The organism is Pseudomonas frederiksbergensis (assembly GCF_900105495.1).
GTDB lineage: Bacteria > Pseudomonadota > Gammaproteobacteria > Pseudomonadales > Pseudomonadaceae > Aquipseudomonas > Aquipseudomonas frederiksbergensis.
The window spans coordinates 3,761,197-3,782,403 of the sequence record NZ_FNTF01000002.1 but is presented as its reverse complement, the minus strand read 5'-3'; the positions used below and the strand labels follow the sequence as shown (position 1 = coordinate 3,782,403).

12 protein-coding genes are annotated in these 21,207 nt (G+C 59.9%); 3 read left to right on the top strand and 9 right to left on the bottom strand.

The genetic code is table 11. The features are described from left to right. Window positions 1-399: 399 nt before the first annotated feature. The 3 genes from BLW70_RS17960 to BLW70_RS17950 all read left to right on the top strand — a co-directional run bounded on the left by BLW70_RS17960 (window position 400) and on the right by BLW70_RS17950 (window position 6,405). On the top strand, window positions 400-1,419 hold the full coding sequence (locus BLW70_RS17960) for a substrate-binding domain-containing protein (RefSeq protein WP_074880651.1): 1,020 nt from the start codon (window positions 400-402) through the stop codon (window positions 1,417-1,419). After that, window positions 1,407-4,427, top strand: coding sequence for an EAL domain-containing protein (locus BLW70_RS17955; RefSeq protein WP_074876145.1), 3,021 nt, complete (start codon window positions 1,407-1,409; stop codon window positions 4,425-4,427). Before BLW70_RS17960 ends, BLW70_RS17955 begins: the two co-directional genes overlap by 13 nt. 118 nt (window positions 4,428-4,545) lie before the next feature. Beyond that, complete coding sequence (locus tag BLW70_RS17950) at window positions 4,546-6,405, top strand: ABC transporter ATP-binding protein (protein WP_074876143.1); 1,860 nt, start codon at window positions 4,546-4,548, stop codon at window positions 6,403-6,405. Between the two features lie 143 nt (window positions 6,406-6,548). On the opposite strand, the gene BLW70_RS17945 is transcribed toward BLW70_RS17950, so the two are convergent. The 9 genes from BLW70_RS17945 to BLW70_RS17905 form a co-directional block, all read right to left on the bottom strand. Beyond that, the gene (locus BLW70_RS17945; protein ID WP_074876141.1) at window positions 6,549-7,457 is read right to left on the bottom strand and encodes an amino acid ABC transporter substrate-binding protein; all 909 of its coding nucleotides are present in this window, start codon (window positions 7,455-7,457) and stop codon (window positions 6,549-6,551) included. Window positions 7,458-7,505: 48 nt separating this feature from the next. Then, window positions 7,506-8,846 (bottom strand): putrescine-ornithine antiporter, encoded by a 1,341-nt coding sequence (gene potE / locus BLW70_RS17940; RefSeq protein WP_074876139.1) that lies wholly within the window; start codon window positions 8,844-8,846, stop codon window positions 7,506-7,508. A 78-nt stretch (window positions 8,847-8,924) separates the two neighbouring features. Beyond that, a complete protein-coding gene (locus BLW70_RS17935) occupies window positions 8,925-11,225 on the bottom strand; it encodes an Orn/Lys/Arg family decarboxylase (RefSeq protein ID WP_074876137.1) in 2,301 nt (766 codons plus the stop codon). A gap of 34 nt (window positions 11,226-11,259) precedes the next feature. Further along, on the bottom strand, window positions 11,260-13,443 hold the full coding sequence (gene speF / locus BLW70_RS17930) for an ornithine decarboxylase SpeF (protein ID WP_074876135.1): 2,184 nt from the start codon (window positions 13,441-13,443) through the stop codon (window positions 11,260-11,262). An 812-nt stretch (window positions 13,444-14,255) separates the two neighbouring features. Then, entirely contained in the window at window positions 14,256-15,566 is a 1,311-nt protein-coding gene (locus tag BLW70_RS17925) for an MFS transporter (protein WP_074876133.1), read from the bottom strand. A gap of 93 nt (window positions 15,567-15,659) precedes the next feature. Beyond that, a complete protein-coding gene (locus tag BLW70_RS17920; protein WP_074876131.1) occupies window positions 15,660-16,877 on the bottom strand; it encodes a fumarylacetoacetate hydrolase family protein in 1,218 nt (405 codons plus the stop codon). A 26-nt stretch (window positions 16,878-16,903) separates the two neighbouring features. Continuing rightward, entirely contained in the window at window positions 16,904-17,962 is a 1,059-nt protein-coding gene (locus BLW70_RS17915; RefSeq protein ID WP_074876129.1) for an Ldh family oxidoreductase, read from the bottom strand. 16 nt (window positions 17,963-17,978) lie between these two features. After that, window positions 17,979-19,559: an aldehyde dehydrogenase (NADP(+)) gene (locus tag BLW70_RS17910; RefSeq protein ID WP_074876127.1), complete on the bottom strand. Its 1,581-nt coding sequence runs from the start codon at window positions 19,557-19,559 to the stop codon at window positions 17,979-17,981. A 36-nt stretch (window positions 19,560-19,595) separates the two neighbouring features. Further along, a complete protein-coding gene (locus BLW70_RS17905) occupies window positions 19,596-21,143 on the bottom strand; it encodes a UxaA family hydrolase (protein ID WP_074876124.1) in 1,548 nt (515 codons plus the stop codon). Window positions 21,144-21,207 lie beyond the last annotated feature (64 nt).

Genomic DNA, 21,207 nt, shown 5'->3' with positions numbered 1-21,207 from the left:
CCTGTTGTTTAAGCAAAGTCGAAGCCTTGTAAAACCACTCAATGTAGTCAACGATGCGATTGGCCTTCGTCCCTTGTTTTGTGCCATGGACCCTGTCCCATTTCCTGAATGTTCGGGACTAAAGTTCGCGCACATTACCCACAAAAGACATGATGACAGCGAAACCGACTATCCTTTCGGACAGTGGACGCTGCACTCTTGGCAAAAAGGGACGCCATGCCAGACTATGATCGCGCCATCGGCTCCAGACCCGGCATCATATGCGGTGATCGAACTTGCCTGATCAGGCCCGGGCTACTCTGGCGGGCTTCGATTGCGCTGTTCTGTCTTTTCACCGCCACTCCCGGATTCGGCCAGAACCTGCCAACCACAGCGGATGTCGAAATCGCCACGGTTACGGTGATCCAAGCGCAGGAAATCGTTTCCAGAGCCACCCTCGAAGCCGTGCGCTGGAGCGGCCCTGAATCCGGCCCGCAAGTCCTGCGCGGCAAGAGCATCGCCTTTGTCGCAGAAGATTTGCGCAACGGAGGCATTGTCGGTGTCGCGCAAGGCGCTCGCGAGGCAGCCAAGGCGATGGGCTGGACGCTGAAGATATTCGATGGCGCCGGATCATCGACCGGGCGCGCAAAGGCCTTTTCCGATGCCCTGGCAGCGAAACCCGACGGCTTGATTCTGTGCGGCTCCGACGCCCTTGAGAACAAGGCGGCGCTGGCCCTCTTCGCCAAGAGGGATGTGCCGGTGGTTGCCTGGCACGCCGGGGCACGGCCCGGGCCGATTGACGGCACACCGGTGGCCATGAACGTCACGACCGACCCGCTCGAAGTGGCCCGCCTCACGGCCATGGCGGCAGTGGCACAGTCGAACGGACGCGCCGGCGTGGTCATCCTGACCGACTCCAAGTACAGCATCGCCATGGCGAAAGCCAAGGCCATGGAAAACGTCATTCGGGGCTGTCGGGAATGTACATTGCTGGAAGTGCGCGATGTCGCGATTTCCGAAAGTGGCGAGAAGATGCCGGTGATCACCAAGGAGCTGCTTCAGCGCTTTGGCAAGCGCTGGACCCATACGCTGGCCATCAACGATATCTATTTCGATTACTCGATTGCCTCATTGACCAACGCCGCCATACCCAGCGACGGCATCAGCCTGTTGTCTGCCGGTGATGGCAGTGCCTCGGCTTTCTTGCGCATCCAGGCAAAGACCTACCAGACCGTCACCGTGGCCGAGCCGCTCAACCTGCATGGCTGGCAAGTGATGGATGAACTGAACCGGCTGTTTGCAGGTCAGCCAGTGAGCGGCTTCGTCGCGCCGATTCACCTGGTCAATGCCGACAATATTGCCTTCGACGGCGGAAAGAAATTCCAGTACGACCCTGACAATGGCTATCGAGACATCTATCGCCACCAATGGAATCCCTGACATTGGACGTTATTTCCCGGCTCGGACGCCGGCTGTTGCCGCAATCGCTACGCGCACAGTTCACCCTGGCGTTTCTGACGCTGGCGCTGCTGATCCTGGCGAGTGGTGCAACGGCGGTCTATGCCTTGCGCACATCGAACAACGCCACCCGCCAGCTGACGGATGAACGACTGGTCCGCATGCAAAACGGGCAAGACATGCTGCAACGTACCTTGCTGATCGAACGCCAGACCGATCAGCTCCTGACGACCCGCTCCCCGGACACCTTGCGTTCAAGCTATGCGGCGACCGTCGAACAGCTTGAAGCCCTCGATCGACTGGTGCAGCAGCTGACTGCCGCGAACAGTGGCGTGGCGATACTCGACATGCATCAGTCGAGTCAGATGTTCCGCAATACCGCCAACATCGTCGCGCAGCTGCGAGAAAGCCTGCTGCAAACCGAGGTCACCTTCGCGCAAACCATGGAGGATCACACCGCTCGGTTAACCGCGACTCAGGCCCGGGCCAGCCTGGAACTGGCGGTGTTACTTTTCGATCTGCCGCAGGCTGTTGACAGTGATGCCGTGCAACGGCTGCGGACCCGATATGAACGCCTGTCACGCACCGCAGGCAATTTGACCGACGCTAATGTGCAAACGCCCGATCTCTTCTCCCTGCGCCTGAGACTCATCAATCAGCAAAACGTCATACAGCGCGTTAATGAGGAGCTGAAGAATGAGGCTGGGGTTCTGGTCGCGGTGGCCCGTGCGCAATCCAGTGCATACACCGAAGACTATCGAGAAGCTCTGCAGCGTCTGGTCGAAGCTTCAAATCGCAGCCAGCAATGGGTGCTGATCATGTTGGGTGCCAGCCTGGTGTTCGCCTGGTTCGTGACTCGGGTCTTCATGGGCCGTCATGTGCTGATGCGCCTGAATGAAATAAGCCGGCAATTGCGTCAGGAACACACTGACAAAACGCATTTGATGATGGCGGAACATGGAAAGGACGAGATCGGCAACATGGCTCGCGCGGTGAATCAGTTCCTCAGGGACCGGCTTCAGCTGGAAAAAAGAACGGTCCAACTGAGTATCGCCACAGAGCGGCTCGCCCTGCAGAACAGCCGATTGGAGCAAGAAGCCGTCATCCGCGCCGGGCAACGTCACGTCCTGGAGCTGATCGCCAGGAGCACCGAGCTTGCAGAGGTCCTCGACAGCCTGGCGCATCTGGTGGAGTCCCAGCTGGAGGGGATGATGGTGTCCATCCTGTTGTTGGACGAGGATGGCAAGCACTTGCTGCACGGGGCGGCCCCCAGTTTGCCGACAGCCTATAACCAGCTCATCGACGGGATTGCGATCGGTCCGAACGTCGGTTCATGCGGCACCGCGGTGTATCGACGAGAGCCGGTCATCGTCACGGATATCGAGCTGGATCCGCTGTGGGAGGAGTACCGTTCAGCCGCTGCACCCTATGGATTTCGCGCCTGCTGGTCGACGCCGATCCTGTCCCATGAGCGAAAGGTATTGGGGACGTTTGCCTTGTATTCCAACACCGTCCGCAGCCCCAGCTCGACCGAGACGCGACTGATCGACATGGCGACACCGCTTGCCGGCATTGCGATAGAACGCCAGCTGACCGAAAAGCGCATTCGCTATATGGGCGACCATGACGCGCTGACCGGGCTGCCGAATCGCACACTGCTCGAAGACCGTCTCAAGCAGGCAATGCTGTATGCCCAGCGCTACGACCGCCTGGTGACGGTGGTGTTTCTCGATCTGGACAAATTCAAACTGGTCAATGACAGCCTTGGCCACAGTGCTGGAGACGAACTGCTGAAAACCGTCGCCCAGCGCATGCAGGAATGCGTACGCCGTACCGACACGGTCGTGCGACTGGGTGGCGACGAGTTTGTGATCATCCTGTTCGACCAGCCCTCAGACCTCGACGGTGTTACTCCGGCCCTGCACAAAATCCAGGAAGCCATCCTGCGGCCGATTCAGCTCAGCGGGCATACACTGCACGTCACCTGCAGCATGGGGTTGGCCACCTACCCTGCCGACGGCAGCGATACCGACACGTTGCTCAGCAACGCGGACGCTGCCATGTACCGGGCCAAGGAACTGGGTCGCAACAGTTACCAGTTCTATACCAGCGAGATGAATAACAAGGTCCAGGGCAAGCTCGTCATGCAAGACGGGCTTCGAAACGCACTCAACCATGACGAGTTCCTGCTGCTGTACCAGCCCCAGGTGGATTTGCGGTCTGGTCAGATTATCGGCGTAGAGGCACTGATCCGCTGGCAACACCCCGAGCTCGGCATGGTGTCTCCCATCAAGTTCATTCCGCAGGCCGAGGAGACCGGGTTGATCGTGCCGATCGGCGACTGGGTGATTCATACCGCATGCAGACAGAACAAGGCCTGGCAGGATGCGGGCTGGCCGCCAATCACCATGTCGGTGAATATTTCTGCACGCCAGTTCGTCGAAAGGGATCTGATCGAGCGGGTGATGCACGCCTTGCAAGAAACCGGACTGAACCCGAAGTACCTCGAGCTGGAGCTGACCGAAAGCCTGATCATGCAAGACCTTCAGCAGGCCATCAGCAAAATGAAGGAACTGCAAGCGATGGGCATCAGCCTCTCGATCGACGACTTCGGCACTGGCTACTCCAGCCTCGCAGCCCTGAAAAGCTTTCCGATCGCGAGACTCAAGATCGACCAGTCATTCGTGCGCGACCTGCCCGACAACGAGAACGACAAAGCCATCGCCACCGCGGTGATTTCGTTGGGGCACACACTGAACCTGAAGGTCATTGCCGAAGGTGTCGAAACCGAAGAGCAGCAAACCTTCCTGCGTGAAAACGGTTGCGATGAAATTCAGGGCCACGTGTTCAGTACTGCGGTCTGCGCAGAGGAAATCAGCCTGTTATTGCGTACGCCCCGTTCACCTCAACCGAGTCGCATGGCGAGCCCTGACTCGGTGAAGCGAAAACGCGATGCAAATCGCCCAAGCAGCCCAATATCCAGGCATTGAACTGCGCAGGCTCTCGCCCGCCAACCCGGACTTAAGCGCTACCCGCCAATCCACATAGCCCTCATGGCAACCATATAAATGGCAGAATCGCCTTAACTTGATCGTTTCGGAGACCACCATGCTTCGCGCATTTGAACAAAAACTCGACCCCTTCCCGCCCGACGAGGTGCCGCCGCCACCCGAGGGCCTGGCTCGGTTCCTGTGGGCATGCACACGGGGCGCCCGCGGCTATATTCTCGCGTTTGCGCTGCTCAGTGCCGGGGTGTCGATCTACGAAGCCTGGCTGTTTTCTTTCCTCGGTCAGGTCGTGGATCTGCTCTCGACCTGGCAAGCCGGTGGTGATGCGGCAGCGCAGGAAAGTCGCGTGTTGTGGGGGATGGGCATCGTCATGGTGGCCAGCATCGGGCTGGTGGCGTTGCGGACCATGGTGCAGCACCAGATATTGGCGATCAATCTGCCGTTGCGGCTGCGTTGGGACTTCCATCGCCTGATGCTGCGGCAAAGTCTTTCGTTCTTTTCCGATGAGTTCTCCGGCCGGGTCACCACCAAGGTGATGCAGACTGCGCTGGCGGTGCGCGACGTGCTGTTCACCCTTATCGAGATCGCACCCGGCATCGGGGTGTATTTCATCGCGATCATCGCGCTGGCCGGCGGCTTCGCCCTGAAACTGATGCTGCCCTTCATTGCCTGGCTCGTGTTGTTCGGCCTGGCCATGCTCTACTTCGTGCCCCGCTTGGGGAAAGTCGGGCAGGAACAGGCCCATGCGCGCTCCTCGATGACCGGACGTATCTCAGACGCCTACACCAACATCACGACAGTGAAGCTGTTCTCCCATTCCAATCGTGAAGCGCACTTCGCGCGCGCGGCCATGGAGGATTTCAAGCAGACCGGTTTTCGCCAGATGCGCCTGGTCAGCCAATTCGAGATCGTCAACCAGGCATTGGTGGTGGCGTTGCTCATGGCCGCCGGCGGTTATGCACTTTGGCTGTGGCACCTGGGCGAAGTCGGCACAGGTGCGGTGGCGGCAATTACCGCCATGGCGTTGCGTATCAATGGCATGTCGCACTGGATCATGTGGCAAATGACCTCGCTGTTCGAGAGCATCGGCACTGTGCAAGATGGCATGGCAACCCTGACCCGCGGCCCCAAGGTGCAGGATGCGCCGGACGCGGGCGTGCTGGTGACCGCTGGCGGGGCGGTAACTTTCGACAATGTGAGCTTCAACTACAATGGCGAACGCCAGGTGCTCGATGGCTTGAGCCTGAACATTCGCCCGGGCGAAAAAATCGGCCTGGTAGGCCGCTCGGGCGCGGGCAAATCCACGCTTATCAACTTGCTGCTGCGCTTTTATGACGTCGACGGCGGGCAGATTCGCATTGACGGGCAAGACATTGCGCACGTGACACAAGACAGTCTGCGCAGCGCGATCGGCATGGTCACCCAGGATACTTCCCTGCTGCACCGTTCCATTGGCGACAACATCGCCTACGGCCGACCCGATGCCAGCGACGCACAGATCCGCAGTGCCGCGATCAATGCCCAGGCCGATGAGTTCATCAGCCAACTGAGTGACCGCCAAGGTCATACCGGCTACGACACCTTGGTGGGCGAGCGTGGCATCAAGCTTTCCGGCGGCCAGCGCCAGCGCATCGCCATTGCCCGGGTGATGCTCAAGAACGCTCCGATCCTGCTACTTGACGAGGCTACCAGCGCGCTGGATTCGGAAGTCGAAGTGGCCATTCAGGAAAGCCTCGATGAAATGATGAAGGGCAAAACCGTCATCGCCATCGCCCATCGGCTGTCCACGATCGCGGCGATGGATCGACTGATTGTCATGGATGATGGACGCATCGTCGAACAGGGCACCCACACTGAACTGCTTGCCAGGAACGGTATCTACGCGCGGCTGTGGCACCATCAGAGTGGCGGATTCCTGGGTGAGGACCGGGAGATGACCGAGGTTATGGACCAGGTATGAACGTGAACGGCCCGGGGATGATCTGCAAGTGGCGGCGTTGAGTCCGATTGCAGAAAAACTCGTTGGCTGGCTCATTGAACGATGAGCGCCGTATAAAAAGGCCGCCCGCAAGCGTAATGCAGGCGGCCTTTCGCTGACGATTGTCACCGGGGCAATGCATAAACCCTGAACAGTTTTTTCACCGTATCGTCGGTACCGCCCAGGTACTGGTCGTATCCCTTTTCTATGGCGCCGGAGGAATAGGCTTCGCTCAGGGCCGTATCAACCAGCAAGCGGAAGTCTTCGTCGTTGCGATCCACCATCATCGCCACCGGCGAGTACTCGAAAATGCGGTCCAGGACCATCAGGTTCCTGGCTGCGCCCTCCTTCGTGATTTCGTTTCGCAGCAGCATGCGTTCTGAGAAAAAGGCATCGGCCTTGCCCTCGGCGACCAGTTTGATGCCCTGGTCAGTGTTGTCCACGGTCACCAGCGAGGCGATCACGTTGAGCAGGCGCATCCGTTCGCGAATCCAGTCTTCGGTCACTCCTCCCTCAAGGGTCGCGTAGGTTTGGTTGGCCAGACCATTGTTGATGCTGGCACGCCAGGTCGGACCGGTGTAGGCGACCTGGCCGTTGAGCACATTGAGCAAAGGCGCGGCAGCATCCTTGCGCACCACGACTGAGAGGCCAGCGGTATAGATCGGTATGGAGTAACTGATCATCTTGCGCCGCTCCAGGGTTGGCGGAGTCGGCGTGCAGAGGATATCGACCTTGCCCTGGCTCACAGCACTGACCTGTTCCGAAACTTGTACCGGCTGGTAGCGCACTTTGAGGTCGGGCAGACCCAACTCGCTCTTGAGCTTGTCGGCAATTTTCAGGCACAGGTCGATGGCATAACCGTTGGCCTTGTCGCCTTCCTGCTTGCTGAAGGGTGCCAGGTCCGGCATGTAACCCAGCGTAAAGGTGTGGCTGCTGCGCACGCGTTCAAGGGTGTCGGCGCCGGCCATCAGCGGCAGCGTCGAGAGAGCGAGGGCAAGCAGCAGCCTGGTGGTTGTGGCAAATGGTACGTTCATGTCCGGTTTCCCCGTATGCAGATGTCTGTGCAGTCCTGTTGGCAGCGCCTAAGGGTTTACGGCCCTGGCCTGGTTGGTGGCTGGCGCTTCGGTGAAGCGCTTGGCGAGGAATCCATAAAGCAGGTAGCCGACCGCGAGTACCAGGGTGCCGCCCATGACTGCGTCCTTGCCGCAGGCATACAGGGCGTACAAGCAGTACGTGACTGCAATCAACAAAACCACCACGTTACGCGTGTGAACTGCTGATGAGACGCCTGCCTTGTGCATGATCACCAGCAGGCCCGTCAGCGCGGTGATATAGGGGATCAGGTTGGTGACCGCTGCCAGGCTGACCAGCTTGCTGAACTGGGCGGCGGCATCGGGCGAGATGGTCGACAGGGCCATGAGGGTCTGCAGCACCCCGCAAACGATCATGCCAACGACAGGCGCATTCATGGAATTGACCTTGCTGAACAGCTTGAGAAACAGATTCTGGTCAGCCGTCATCTTGGCCGTTTGCGCCAGGGTAAATTGCCAGCCCAGCAGCGAGCCGACACAGGCCATGACGGCCAGGGCCATGACGATATTACCCACCATCGGGCTGAACATCGTGGCGTAGACCAGCGCGAAAGGTGCCGAGGACTTGGCCAGTTCATCGTTGGGAATGATGCCCTGGATGACGGTGGTCGACAGCACATAAACCACCGCGGCTCCGAGGGTGCCGAACAGACAGGCCAGCGGTACGTTGCGCTTGGGGTCTTCCACGGCATCGGTGGCCTGGGCTGCGGATTCCATGCCCAGGAATGCCCACAGGGTCAGGGGTATGGCTTTGCTGACGGCTTCGGAAATCGCCAGGTTGTTGGGGTTCCAGGCGGCGGCCAGCACATCCGGCTTGAACCAGAACCAGCCGATGATGCTCAGGCCGGCTACCGGAATGATCACGCCCCACACCGTGAAAGCGCCAATCTTGCCGGTGATGCCAGGGCCACCGAAGTTGGCGAAGGTAGTCAGCCAGATCAGCCCGATCGTGCCGACGCATAACGGAATGGCTCCCGTGCCGAGCCAGGGCACGAAGGCCGTCATGTAGCCCACCGCCGAGATGGCCACGGCCACGTTGGCGATGGCCAGGGACAGGAAGTACAGGTACGAACAGAGGAAAAAACCGGATTTTGAATGGGCTTCCTCGGTGTAGGCGGACAAGCCGCCTGAACGCGAACAAAAGACGCCGCACTGGGAAAAACAGTAGGCGATGGCCATCGAACCGATTGCGGTGAAAATCCATGACAGCAGCGACACGGCCCCCAACTGAGCCATATTAGTGGGCAACATGATGATTCCCGAGCCCATCATGTTGACTGTTACCAGCGTCGTGAGCCCCATCAGGCCCATTTTTTTGCTTGAATCAGCCATCGCAAACTCCTTGCCTTGTGCGAAGTTTTGAACCTGGGTTCGGCAACGTGCAGCACGCGACCGGACAGGGGCTACTGCTTACTGCTTGACTACGTAAACCTTGTAGGTCGGGCGCCCCTGGCTGTCGCGTTCGATCTCGACGCCATGGTTGTCATGTTCAAAACCGGGAAACCGGCCGTCGAAAGTCTCCATCGCCAGCAAATAGTCGACGATCGCTTTTTTGTCATTGCCTGCTTTTTCACCAGGCATCATCAGCGGAATGCCTGGCGGATAAGGAACGATCTGCACGGCAACGGTGCGATCGACCATATCGCGTACGGCAATCTGCTCGATTTCACCTTTGACCAGGCAGGCAAAAGTCGCCCTTGGCGAGGACACCGGGTCGGGCAGCAAGGTGTAGGCGGCATCCATGTTGTGCAGCATTTTCGTGGCCAGCATGTCCTGGTGCATCTCTTCGGCCAGGTCCTTGAGGCCCAGGCCGCTGTAACGCTCACCATGGCTGTCGACCAGGTCAGGCATCACCTGTTCGAGGGGCGAGTTGCCATCGTAGTGTTTCTTGAACTCCATCAGCCCAGCCACCAGCGAACCCCATTTGCCCTTGGTCACCCCCAGGCTGAACAGCAGCAGGATTGAGTAGGGTTCGGTTTTCTCGACCACGATGCCGCGACTGGAAAGGAAGGACGACACCAGCGGAGCCGGGATGCCGCTGTCCTCCATCTGCCCTTCAAGGGTTTGCCCTGGCGTGAGCACGGTGACCTTGATCGGGTCGAGCATGCAGTAATCGCTGCCCAGGTCGCCGAAACCGTGCCAGGTTGCCGTAGGCCTGAGCACCCAGGCGTCGCCGTGGTGCAACACCTGCGGGTCGACGTCAGCAAACGGCACGCCGTCGATCTGGTCCGGTTGCCACACGCCGAACCACCAGTCCTTGGCGTTGCGTTGCTGTATTTCGTTGTTCAGACGCGCCATGGCTTGGCGAAAGGCAATGGCTTCGTCAATGGATTCATCGGTCAGGTAACCACCGGCATCGTTCATCATTTTCGCCGAGACATCGGTCGACGCGATGATGCTGTATTGCGGTGATGTCGAGGTGTGCATCATGAAGGCTTCGTTGAACAGCGCCGGCTTGACCGGCACCTTGCCCGAGCGGATATGGATCATCGAGGCCTGGGACAGCGCCGCCAACAACTTGTGGGTGGAGTGGGTGACGGTCACCGTGGCGTCGTCGGCATGCCGTTCGCCGCGATGCATGCCATAGCGCCCCTCGTACAACGGATTGAAACGGGCATAGGCATACCACGCTTCGTCATAGTGAATGCGGTCGACGCTCTGGCTCAGTTCGCGGGTGGTGGTCTGCACGTTGTAGCAGAGACCGTCGTAGGTCGAGTTGGTCAGCACCGCCAGCACCGGCCTGGCAGTCTTGTCGGTTGCCAGTGGGCTGTCAGCGAGTTTCTGTGCAACGGCCGCAGGCGTCAGCTCGCTAAGCGGCACCGGTCCGATCAAGCCACGCGCATTGCGCCGTGGCCGCAAGTACAGCGGCACCGCGCCGGACATGTTCAAGGCATAGTTCAACGACTTGTGACAGTTGCGATCGACCAGAACAGGGTCACCATCGGTCACTGCCGAATGCAGGACAATCTCGTTGCTCGCGGAGCTGCCGCCCACGGAAAAGAAGGTGAAGTCAGCGCCAAACACGCGTGCCGCATATTTTTCCGCTTCATTAATCGGGCCGGAATGGTCATTGAGCGAGCCCAGTTCGCCGACCGAAACACTCAGGTCCGAGCGAAGCATCTGCTCACCGTAGAAGTCGAGAAAAGTACGGCCCACCGCAGTTTTCATGAAGGCGGTACCACCGGTGTGCCCCGGGGTATGCCAGGAATATTCATGGGTGCCGGCGAAGTTCACCAGTGCGCCGAAAAACGGCGGGAGAATACTGTCGAGGTAACGCCGGGCGGCGGCTTCGACGCGTCCAGCGATGAACTCCGGACTGTCTTCGGGCAGCCAGATAAAGCCGTCGATGTTCTCCACGAAAGCCAGCGGCACCTGGCTCTGATGTGCCTGGCTCATGCCGAGCATGATCGGCAACTGTGCCGTGCGGCGACGGATCAGCTGAATCAACTTCAGCGCCTGGTCCTGATTGTTTTCGCAAAGGCCCCAGCCAATGATCGCGCAGCAGTAGGCGGAGTTGGCACTGACGGCGATGTCTGCCTCCTCCAGCGACCCGACCAGTTCCACCTCCATCTCATGCTCACGCAAGACGGCAGCAATCGCCTGAGCACTGCGCAGAATGATGCTGTCGTCATGTTCCTGGATGTTGGCCACGATCAGCACCGGGAAGCGCTGTGCCAAATCGACTGGCAAGCGGGTAAGCGAGTGACTCATGCGTATCTCCTTGAGCAATGTTGAAAATGCAACATCAGACCTTGAGCACGTACCCATAGGCGCGGGTACGACCGCCGTCCTGTTTCAGGTACACGCCCTGCAACTCCGGTGTGAAGCCAGGCAAGCGGTTAATGCCCTCCTCCAGTGCCAGGAAGTACTTGAGCACCGCGCCGCCCCATATTTCCCCGGGCACCACGCAGAGCACGCCGGGTGGATAAGGAAGCGCACCTTCGGCCGCAATGCGGCCATCGGCGTCAGCCAGGGGCACAAGCTCGACATTGCCGCGGATGTACTCGATTTGCGCCTGCTGTGGATTCATGGCCTTTTTCGGGAAGTGTTCCTTGCGGAACATTTCCTTCTGCAACTGCTGCACGTTGTGGTGGCGATAGAGGTCGTGCATTTCCTGGCAGAGTTGGCGAATGGTGTAGTTGCGATAACGCTCCTCGTGCTGGCTGTAGATAGCTGGCAGCACCTGGCTCATGGGCGCGTCGTCATGTACGAAGCGTTCGAAACGCGCGATCTGTGCCGCCAGATGGCTCATCTTTGCCCAGTCTTCGGCCGGCGTGAGCAGGAACAGGATGGAGTTGAGGTCACACTTTTCCGGAACGATGCCGTTCTGGCGCAAGAAGTTGGCCAGGATGCCGGCATGAATACCGAAATCGGTATAGCTGCCATCCACTGGATCGATGCCCGGCGTGGTGAACAGCAACTTGCACGGGTCGATGAAGTACTGCTTCTCGGCATAGCCCGGGAAGGCATGCCAACGATCCTTCGGATGGAACTCAAAGAAACGGACGTCGCTGGCGATGGCGTCGGTCGGATGGTCCTGCCAGGGGCGCCCGTCGATTGAATCCGGCACGAAGGGGCGGACCAGGGTGCAGGCTTCCAGGATCAGCTTGCGGGCATTGATGCCGAACTTCACGCAGTCGTCCCACAGGCGCAAGCCGCTACGGCCTGCGTGAATACGCGCATTCACATCCAGCGAGGCGAACAAGGGGTAAAACGGGCTGGTGGATGCCTGGGCCATGAAAGCGTTGTTCAGCCGTGCGTGATTGCAATAACGCGGCTGGCCCTTGATGTGTCGGTCCTTCTTGTGAATTTGCGAAGCCTGGGAAAAACCGGCCTGCTGTTTATGCACCGATTGCGTGACGAAGATCCCGGGGTCGTTCTCGTCCAGATCGAGCAACATGGGCGAGCAGTCCTTCATCATCGGGATGAACTGTTCGTAACCGACCCACGCCGAATCGAACAGGATGTAGTCGCACAGTTTGCCGATGCGCTCGACCACCTGCCGGGCGTTGTAGATCGTACCGTCATAGGTACCCAGTTGAATGATCGCCAGGCGAAAGGGTCGTGGAAGTTGAGCTTTGTCCGGTGCGACTTCGGTAATCAATTGGCGCAGGTAGTCTTCTTCGAAACAATGGGCGTCAATGCCGCCGATAAAACCGTAGGGATTGCGCGCGGTTTCCAGGTAGACCGGTGTGGCGCCGGCCTGCAGCAGCGCGCCCTGGTGATTGGATTTGTGATTGTTGCGGTCGAACAGCACCAGATCGCCCGGGGTCAACAGGGCGTTGGTCACCACCTTGTTCGACGCCGAGGTGCCGTTGAGCACGAAGTACGTCTTGTCGGCGTTGAACACTTTCGCGGCGTGTTTTTGCGCCAGCAGCGCCGGGCCTTCGTGGATCAGCAGATCACCGAGTTTGACGTCGGCGTTGCACATGTCGGCGCGAAACAGGGTCTCGCCGAAGAAGTCGAAGAACTGCCGGCCCGCCGGGTGTTTGCGAAAGAACTGGCCGCCCTGGTGGCCCGGGCAGGCAAAGGTCGCGTTGGCCGATTCGGTGTAGTGCTTGAGTGCGTCGAAGAACGGTGGCAGCAGGGTTTCTTCGTAGGCTTTGGCTGCGGTCTCCAGTTGATTGCCGTAGTACTCGGCATTATTGCTGGACGAATCGAAGACGCCATTGACCTGCAAAATGACATCCTGCAGCTGTTTATAGACCTCCAGGGAGCGATTGCTGCGTCCCTGGGATGCCACGAGGAAGATAGGGATATCGAAGCCTGTTCGCTTGATGGAGTCCAGCGCCCCTGCTGCCAAATCATCTACCGAAAGAACGGCGACCGCGACATCGGTAAGGTCGGTCTGGTCGAACGGGACGATTTCACGGGTCGTACGAAAGCAATTTCGAACTGCATCGCTGGCAGCGATTTTCAAAGCGTTCATAACCAGAATCTCTCGGTCTGTTTGACGTTGAAGTTCCTGGGACGACCATCTTTAAATGGCATCAGGTCCCGGAGTCAGAAGCGATTGCCCTATTGGGTATAGTTCATTTTTATATTCTGTTGCTCGTTAGCTAGTTTTTTTTGAGGGGGTATGTGAGGCATGGCGCAGTAACCGGACCATTTCTGCTAACAGGCCTTTCGGTGTTTGTCCGGGGTTATCGGGAGCTCTATTTCGAGAGTGTTAATCGATAACAGAGCATCGTAATATCGACTCTGTACTACATACTTTCGGACACCAAAGCTTCTCTTTTTCAACGCGGCATAAAGGTCACGTATAAAAAACGCTACTCATTAAGTGGCTTTTCTTTAAGAAATCTGGAGCGGGAAACGAGACTCGCAACTGGCGTCCGTCCCGTTGAATTCCAAGGGGTTCTTTCTTGCCTAGGCAGACTCAATTCTGGATTTCAACCCATCAAGAGCGCCAACTGGCGCGAAGCGTCGCGCGTGCTCCTTTAAACTCACCCGCTGCCCGGCAGCCCCTAAGGAACGGTTGGTAATCACAAGGAGGGGTCAACCACGGAGAAAAAGGCAAAAAGGCGCCGGCAAGCCGCAAGATGTGGAGCGCCGTATCGTGGCCACTACGTATTCACACAGTGCGACAAGGGACGGGCGACGATTGCTTCATCGCCCTCCTCCAGTCCATTCGATGGGCCGTTAGATCCCGCTGCTCGACCGCCTCAACGGTTACGTTGAACCAACTCGGCCGTTCGCCTCCCTGGGCGAGTGCCGCCGGCCGCCGATCACTTAAGGCCCTTACTCGGTCACACCAACGATGTGCTCAGGTGCAGGCTCGGCATCGCTGATCGGCGCGTTGAGCAACAGGTAATACGCCAGGGCCGAACACAGCGCCACCACCGCACTGATCATGAACGCGGTATTGAACGACCCCGAGTACTGGATGCTGAAGCCGGTGACAATCGGCGCGACGGAACCGGCGATGTAGCCGCCGAAGTTCTGGATGGAACCGAACGAGGCCACCCGACGGCTGTCGACGATGGTGTTGACGATCATCCAGGCCGTGGCACTGGCCATGTTGATGCTGAACAGCGCCAGGCAGAGCAGGATGATGCAACCGGTAAGGCCGGTGACAAACGACAGCGGCACGGTAAACAGTGCAGCCAGTACCAGGCCAGTGATCACGCCGAACTTGCGGCTGGCCAGGATGCTCATGCCACGGCGCACCAGCCTGTCGCAGAAGCGCCCGGCGACGATAGTACCCACCGCGCCGAAGCCATAGGCCAGCGACACCAACCACGCGGTCTTGTACAGGTTCATGCCATGCTCGCGCTCAAAGTAGCCCGGCAGCCAGGTCAGGTGCAGCCAGAGCATGTAGATCACGCCCATGAAGCCCAGGACGGCACCCCAGGTGCTGCGGTGTTTGAACAGGTCGAGCCAGCCGGCGAAGTAAGAGACCTTCGGTGCGGTGGCCGCTTGCACTTGAGGCTTCTTCTCGGTCGGCAACGGTTTGCCTTCAGCCGCGAGCTCGGCCAGGTACTGCGCCTTGCTTTTGTAGAAGGTCAGCCAGCACACGGCCAAGACGATACCGATTGCGCCAGTGATGATGAACATCCCGCGCCAGCCAAAGTTGACCATGAAAAGCGTCAGCAAGGGCGGCGCCAGGCATGGGCCCAGGCAGGTCGACGACCAGACGATCCCGGTCGGCGTACCACGCTCGTTGGCATCGAACCATTCGGACAGGGCCTTGGCCGCCGAAGGGAACATCGGTGCCTCGCCAATCCCCAACAGCACGCGCAGGCCCATGAAACCGGCGAAGCTGTTGACCATGCCAAACGTCGATTGAGCCACCGACCAGGCCAACAACGATGCGCCAAGAGCGATCTTGCTGCCCAGGCGGTCGATGATCATGCCCATCGGCAACTGCGCAAAAGCGTAGGCGATGGAGAAGGCCGACAACAGAATGCCCATCTGCGAGGGGCTGATCATCATGTCCTTCTGGATCGAGGTATTGGCGATCGACAGCGCACTACGGTCCAGGTAGTTGACGATGCCAATCAACAACAGGAAAACAACGGTGATGCTTTGATACTTCTTCAGTGTGTTCATCTGATGGCCTTTATTATTTTTATTGCAGCGGTTTCAATGCCCGGTGATCCTTCAAGCGGTGACACACTCATCCTTGGGGTATGACGAAAAGAATCAGGGCTGACGCGCCGTCACAGCCGCCTCAAGCAGGCCACGTCGACTCAGGCTCTCGATCAGTGAGCGCAGGCCGAAATTCCACTGCGGCGCCTGGTCGCTGGTGGTCACGCGGTTGCTCAGGGTGCCCAGTTGCGCGTTGCTGATGGCCACCATATCGCCCAGCTTGTGGGTGAAACCGTTGCCCGGCTGGTCGCGGTCCTGCTTGGGGGCGAACAGGGTACCGAGAAACAGCACCAGGCCATCGGGATATTGGTGGTTTTCGTTAAGGGTCTGCTGGACCAGGTCGAGCGGGTCGCGGCTGATCTGGCGCATCGAACTGTGGCCTTCAAGGATGAATCCGTCCTGGCCTTCGACGCGCAAATCCACTTGCGCGTTACGCACGTCATCCATGTTGAAAGTCTCGTCGAACAGACGCAGCAAAGGTCCCAGGGAGGTGGATGCGTTGTTGTCCTTGGCCTTGCCCAGTAGCAAGGCGCTGCGCCCTTCGAAGTCGCGCAGGTTGACGTCGTTGCCGAGCATTGCGCCACGCACGATACCGTTGCTCGACACCGCCAGCACCACTTCCGGCTCCGGGTTGTTCCAGCTCGACTTGGGGTGAATCCCGATGTCGGCACCGTGACCGACCGCCGACATCGGCTGGGCCTTGGTGAAGACTTCGGCGTCCGGACCGATGCCCACTTCCAGATACTGGGACCACAGGCCCTGCTCCACCAGGACCTTACGCAAGGCTTCGGCCTGGGCCGAGCCAGGGACGATTTGCGAAAGGTCAGCGCCAATGCGGCTGGCCAGCGCGTCGCGGATCGCGTCGGCCTTGGCCGGATCACCCTTGGCCTGTTCTTCGACCACACGTTCCAACAGGCTGGCGGCGAAGGTCACGCCAGCGGCCTTGACCGCTTGCAGGTCGATCGGCGCCAGCAGCCACGGCAAGTTTTCGTCGCGCAGGGTCGGGTCACTATTGTCCAGCAATGCGGGCAACTCGATCAGAGCCGGGGTCAAGGGTAATGCACGCAAATACGCCACGGGGTCAGCCACTTCAAGCAAGGCCGAGACGGTCGCCACATGGTCACTGATATCGTGCACGGCGCTGTCCTTGACCAGAACCACTGCTGGCCCCTGGCCGGGTAACCAGACACGTCCGACCCAACTGCCGGTATTGAATACGGTGGTGTTGTTGCTTAACTGCAGCGGTGCTTGTGCTCTTGATTCGTTTGTCATCTCTGCACTCTTGTTGTCGTTGTCAGTCATTGAAAAAGCGCTGGCAGTTGCAACTGCACGGCGGTCTGGTTGAGGTCATCGACCACCTTCTGTGACAGGTTCACGCCTTCGCGCAGGGATTGCTCGCGCAGCTTCAGGCCGGCCTGTCCAGGCAAGCGCACCGGGCGCTCCGGGTCTACCGGGCGGCTGGCCAGGATCAATTTGCTCAGGAACGAACTTTCGTCGGTGAAAGCATCCAGCCCGCCGAAGAAACGCGGGTCAATCACCACGGCTGTTGCCGAAGCCCCCCATTGATCGGGAACGTCCTTGCGCCCATGGCCGGCCAACCCCGAGGTCAGGGCCTCGACCAGAATCGCCAGAGCAAAACCTTTGTGGCCAAAGGCCTGACCACCCAGGGGCAGGATGCTGCCCGGCGGGGTGGTGAAGAAGTCGGCTGGGTTGTCGCTCAGGCGGCCCTCATTGCTCATCAACACCGGGTGCGGCAGTGTGCTGCCGGTATCGCGGCACTGGCCGATCAGGCCCAGGGTGACGGTGGACATGCTTACATCCAGCAAAATCGGCTCACCCCGGGTCGGGATACCGGCGGCAATCGGGTTGGGTGTGTAGATCGGGTCGATCCCGCCATGGGCGCACACCAGTCCCACTGACGGATCCGAGGAATACACCATCGCCACCAGGCCACGGTCAGTGAAAGGCTTCAGGTAAGCCGCCAGGCAACCGATGTGCGAGGCACGACGCACTACGGCGATACCTATGCCCTGCGCCGTGGCGCCTTTGGCCGCGCAGTCCAGGGCGCGGCTGACACAATAAGGGCCCAGCACATAGTGGCCATCGAACAGAGCCGAAATGCCGCTGTCCGAGACATGCTCAAGCAACTGGGTACGGGCCTTGACCTGCCCTGTCAGCATGCCGCCGATATAGCGGCTCACCAGATTGAGGCCGTGGGTGCGATGGCCCAGCAGTTCACCTTCGAGCAGTACCCGGGTCACCACCTGGGCAACTTCGGCATCAGCCCCTGCCGTTTCGAAAAGTTGCTCGACGAACGTGGTAAGCGTTTGCGCGTCGTAGCGTTTGGCTTCAGTCATGCTTGCTACTCCGAGATCAACCCAAGGCCGCTGTGCTGTGCTTGCCATCGACCAGACGCTGTATGCCCAGTGGGTTGGCGTTCTTCAAGACATCGGGCAGCAACGCATCGGGCACGTTCTGGTAGCACACCGGACGCAGGAAGCGATCGATCGCCAGCGTCCCGACCGAGGTGCCGCGTGAATCAGAAGTCGCCGGGTACGGGCCGCCATGGACCATGGCGTCGCACACCTCGACACCGGTCGGGTAGCCGTTGAGCAGCACCCGACCGACCTTCACTTCCAAGGCGCCGAACAGTTGACCAAATGCGGCCAGGTCATCGTTGTCGGCCAGCAGCGTGGCGGTGAGCTGACCACGCAAGGCGTCGACAGCGCGTAACAATTCAGCCTCGTCCGCTACCTGGACGACCACTGTGCAAGGGCCGAAGACCTCTTCCTGCAGCAGCTCATCCTGTTCCAGCAACAGGCTGATATCGGCCTCGAACAGCTGCGGCTGCGCCTGGTTGCCTGTTTGCGTCAAGCCGCTCAAGTGTTTGATGCGCGGGTGAGCAAGCAAGGCCTGCAAGCCTTTGCCGTAACTGTTCAAGGTGCCGACATTGAGCATGGTCTGTGGCGCCTGCTCGGCCATGTGTCCGGTCAAGCGCTCAATAAAAGTACTGAACGCCGGTGAGCGAATACCCAACACCAGGCCAGGATTCGTGCAGAACTGGCCACACCCCTGCACCACCGAGGCAGTCAGTTCCTTTGCCATCTGCGCGCCTCGATTGACCAGGGCCTGCGGCAAGATCAGCACCGGGTTGATGCTCGACATCTCGGCAAACACCGGGATCGGTTGCGCCCGAGCGGCAGCCATGTCGCACAGGGCACGGCCGCCCTTCAGCGAGCCGGTAAAGCCGACCGCCTGGATGCCAGGATGCTTGACCAGCGCTTCGCCGACGCCAGCACCGAAGATCATGTTGAACACGCCGGCCGGCATGTCGGTGCGCTCGGCGGCGCGGATCAGCGCTTCGGCCACCCGCTCGGCTGTCGCCATGTGACCGCTATGGGCCTTGAACACCACAGGACAACCAGCGGCCAGGGCCGCGGCGGTATCACCACCGGCCGTGGAGAACGCCAGAGGGAAGTTGCTGGCACCAAACACCGCCACCGGGCCTACACCGATGCGGTACTGACGCAAGTCAGTGCGTGGCAAGGGCGTGCGTGCAGGCAGAGCCTGGTCGATGCGTGCACCATAGAAATCGCCACGGCGCAGCACCTGGGCAAACAAGCGCATCTGGCCACTAGTACGACCGCGCTCACCCTGGATGCGGGCGCTCGGCAGCGCCGTTTCCTGGCAAGTCAATGCAATGAAATCCTCGCCCAAGCCGTCGAGCTCGTCGGCGATGGCTTCAAGAAATTCCGCCCGGCGTACCGCCGGCAGGTTGCGAAACAGCGCAAATGCCGCGCTCGCAGCTCCCACCGCCGTATCGACCTCCGCAAGGGTTGCCTGATGGAAAGCGCCTGGCAGTCGTTCGCCAGTGTGGGCGTCGACGCTGTAGACCAGGGTGTCGCCCAGCGCGCTGCGCTGGCCGGCAATAAAGTTGTATCCGGAAACTTGCATGTACTTTTCGCCTCGTGAAAGTTGCAGGGCTGTCAATCAGGTCACGGCACCGATCTGCCAGGGCACGAACTCGTTCTGCCCATAACCATGTTGTTCGCTCTTGCTGCGCTCGCCGGAAGCGATGCGCAGCATCTGTTCGAAAATGTAGGCGCCGCGCTCTTCAATGCTGGTGGAGCCGTCGGCGATGCCGCCGCAGTTCACGTCCATGTCTTCTTCCTGATGCTCGAACACCCGGTTGTTGGTCGCCAGCTTGATCGAAGGTGTCGGCGCGCAGCCGTAGGCTGAGCCCCGGCCGGTGGTGAAGGCGATCAGGTTGGCGCCGCCGGCGACTTGCCCCGTGGCCGAGACCGGGTCGTAGCCTGGGGTGTCCATAAACACCAACCCCTTGGCCCGGACCGCTTCGGCGTACAGGTACACATCCACCAGGTTGCTGGAGCCGGCTTTGGCCACCGCCCCCAGGGATTTCTCCAGGATGGTGGTCAGGCCACCGGCCTTGTTGCCAGCCGAGGGGTTGTTGTTCAGTTCGGCGTTCATGCGCTGGCAGTAGTCTTCCCACCAGTGGATGCGCGCGATGAGTTTTTCCCCCACCTCGCGGCTCACGGCGCGGCGCGTCAGCAGATGCTCGGCGCCATAGATCTCCGGGGTTTCCGAGAGAATCGCGGTACCGCCCGCCGCCACCAGACGGTCAACGGCATTACCGAGCGCCGGGTTTGCGGTGATGCCCGAATAACCGTCCGAGCCACCGCATTGCAGGCCGACGATCAGATGGCGAGCGCTGACCGGCTCACGCTGCACCTGGTTAGCCGTTGACAGCAATGCCTTGACCTGCTCGATGCCACTGGCGATGGTTTTCGACGTACCGCCTGCGCCTTGTATGGTGAAGGCACGTAACTGGTCACTGGCCTTGAGACCTTGAGTCTCAAGCAGGCTCTCGATCTGGTTGGTTTCACAGCCCAGGCCGATGATCAGCACCGCAGCAAAGTTAGGGTGGACGGCGTAGCCACCGAGCGTGCGACGCAATAACCCCAAGGCCTCGCCGTTGGGGTCCACTGCGCAACCGGCGCCATGCGTCAGCGCCACCACGCCGTCGATGTTCGGGAAGGCGGCCAATGCCTCGGGGTGGATATCCCGGCGAAAGTAATCGGCCACGGCCCGGGCCACGGTCGCGGAACAATTGACCGAAGTGAGGATACCCACATAGTTGCGGGTCGCGACGCGGCCATCGGCACGCACGATGCCCTGAAAGACGGCTTCAGTGCTTGGCGTGGCGTGGGCATCGACGCCAAAGGCGTAGTCACGGGCAAATTCGCCCATCTCCACGTTATGCACATGCACGTGGTCGCCGGCTTCGATGAGCTGTGAAGCAAAACCGATAATTTGCCCATAACGGCGCAGCGGCTGGCCCTGCTCCACACGCTGGGTAGCGACTTTGTGCCCAGAGGGAATCGGCTGGCGCACGGTGATCGCTTCGGCTTCCAGGCTCAGGCCTTCAGGCAGGACCTGGCGTGCAATCAGAACATTATCCAGGGGGTTGAGGCGGATCACGGCAGCGTCGCTGGTCCGGGTTCTGGCAATTAGTTGCATGGGACCTCTCAGGGCAGTACGGCAGTCTTCTTGTTATGGCGTCGCCCTTTCTGCGAAGGGCGAA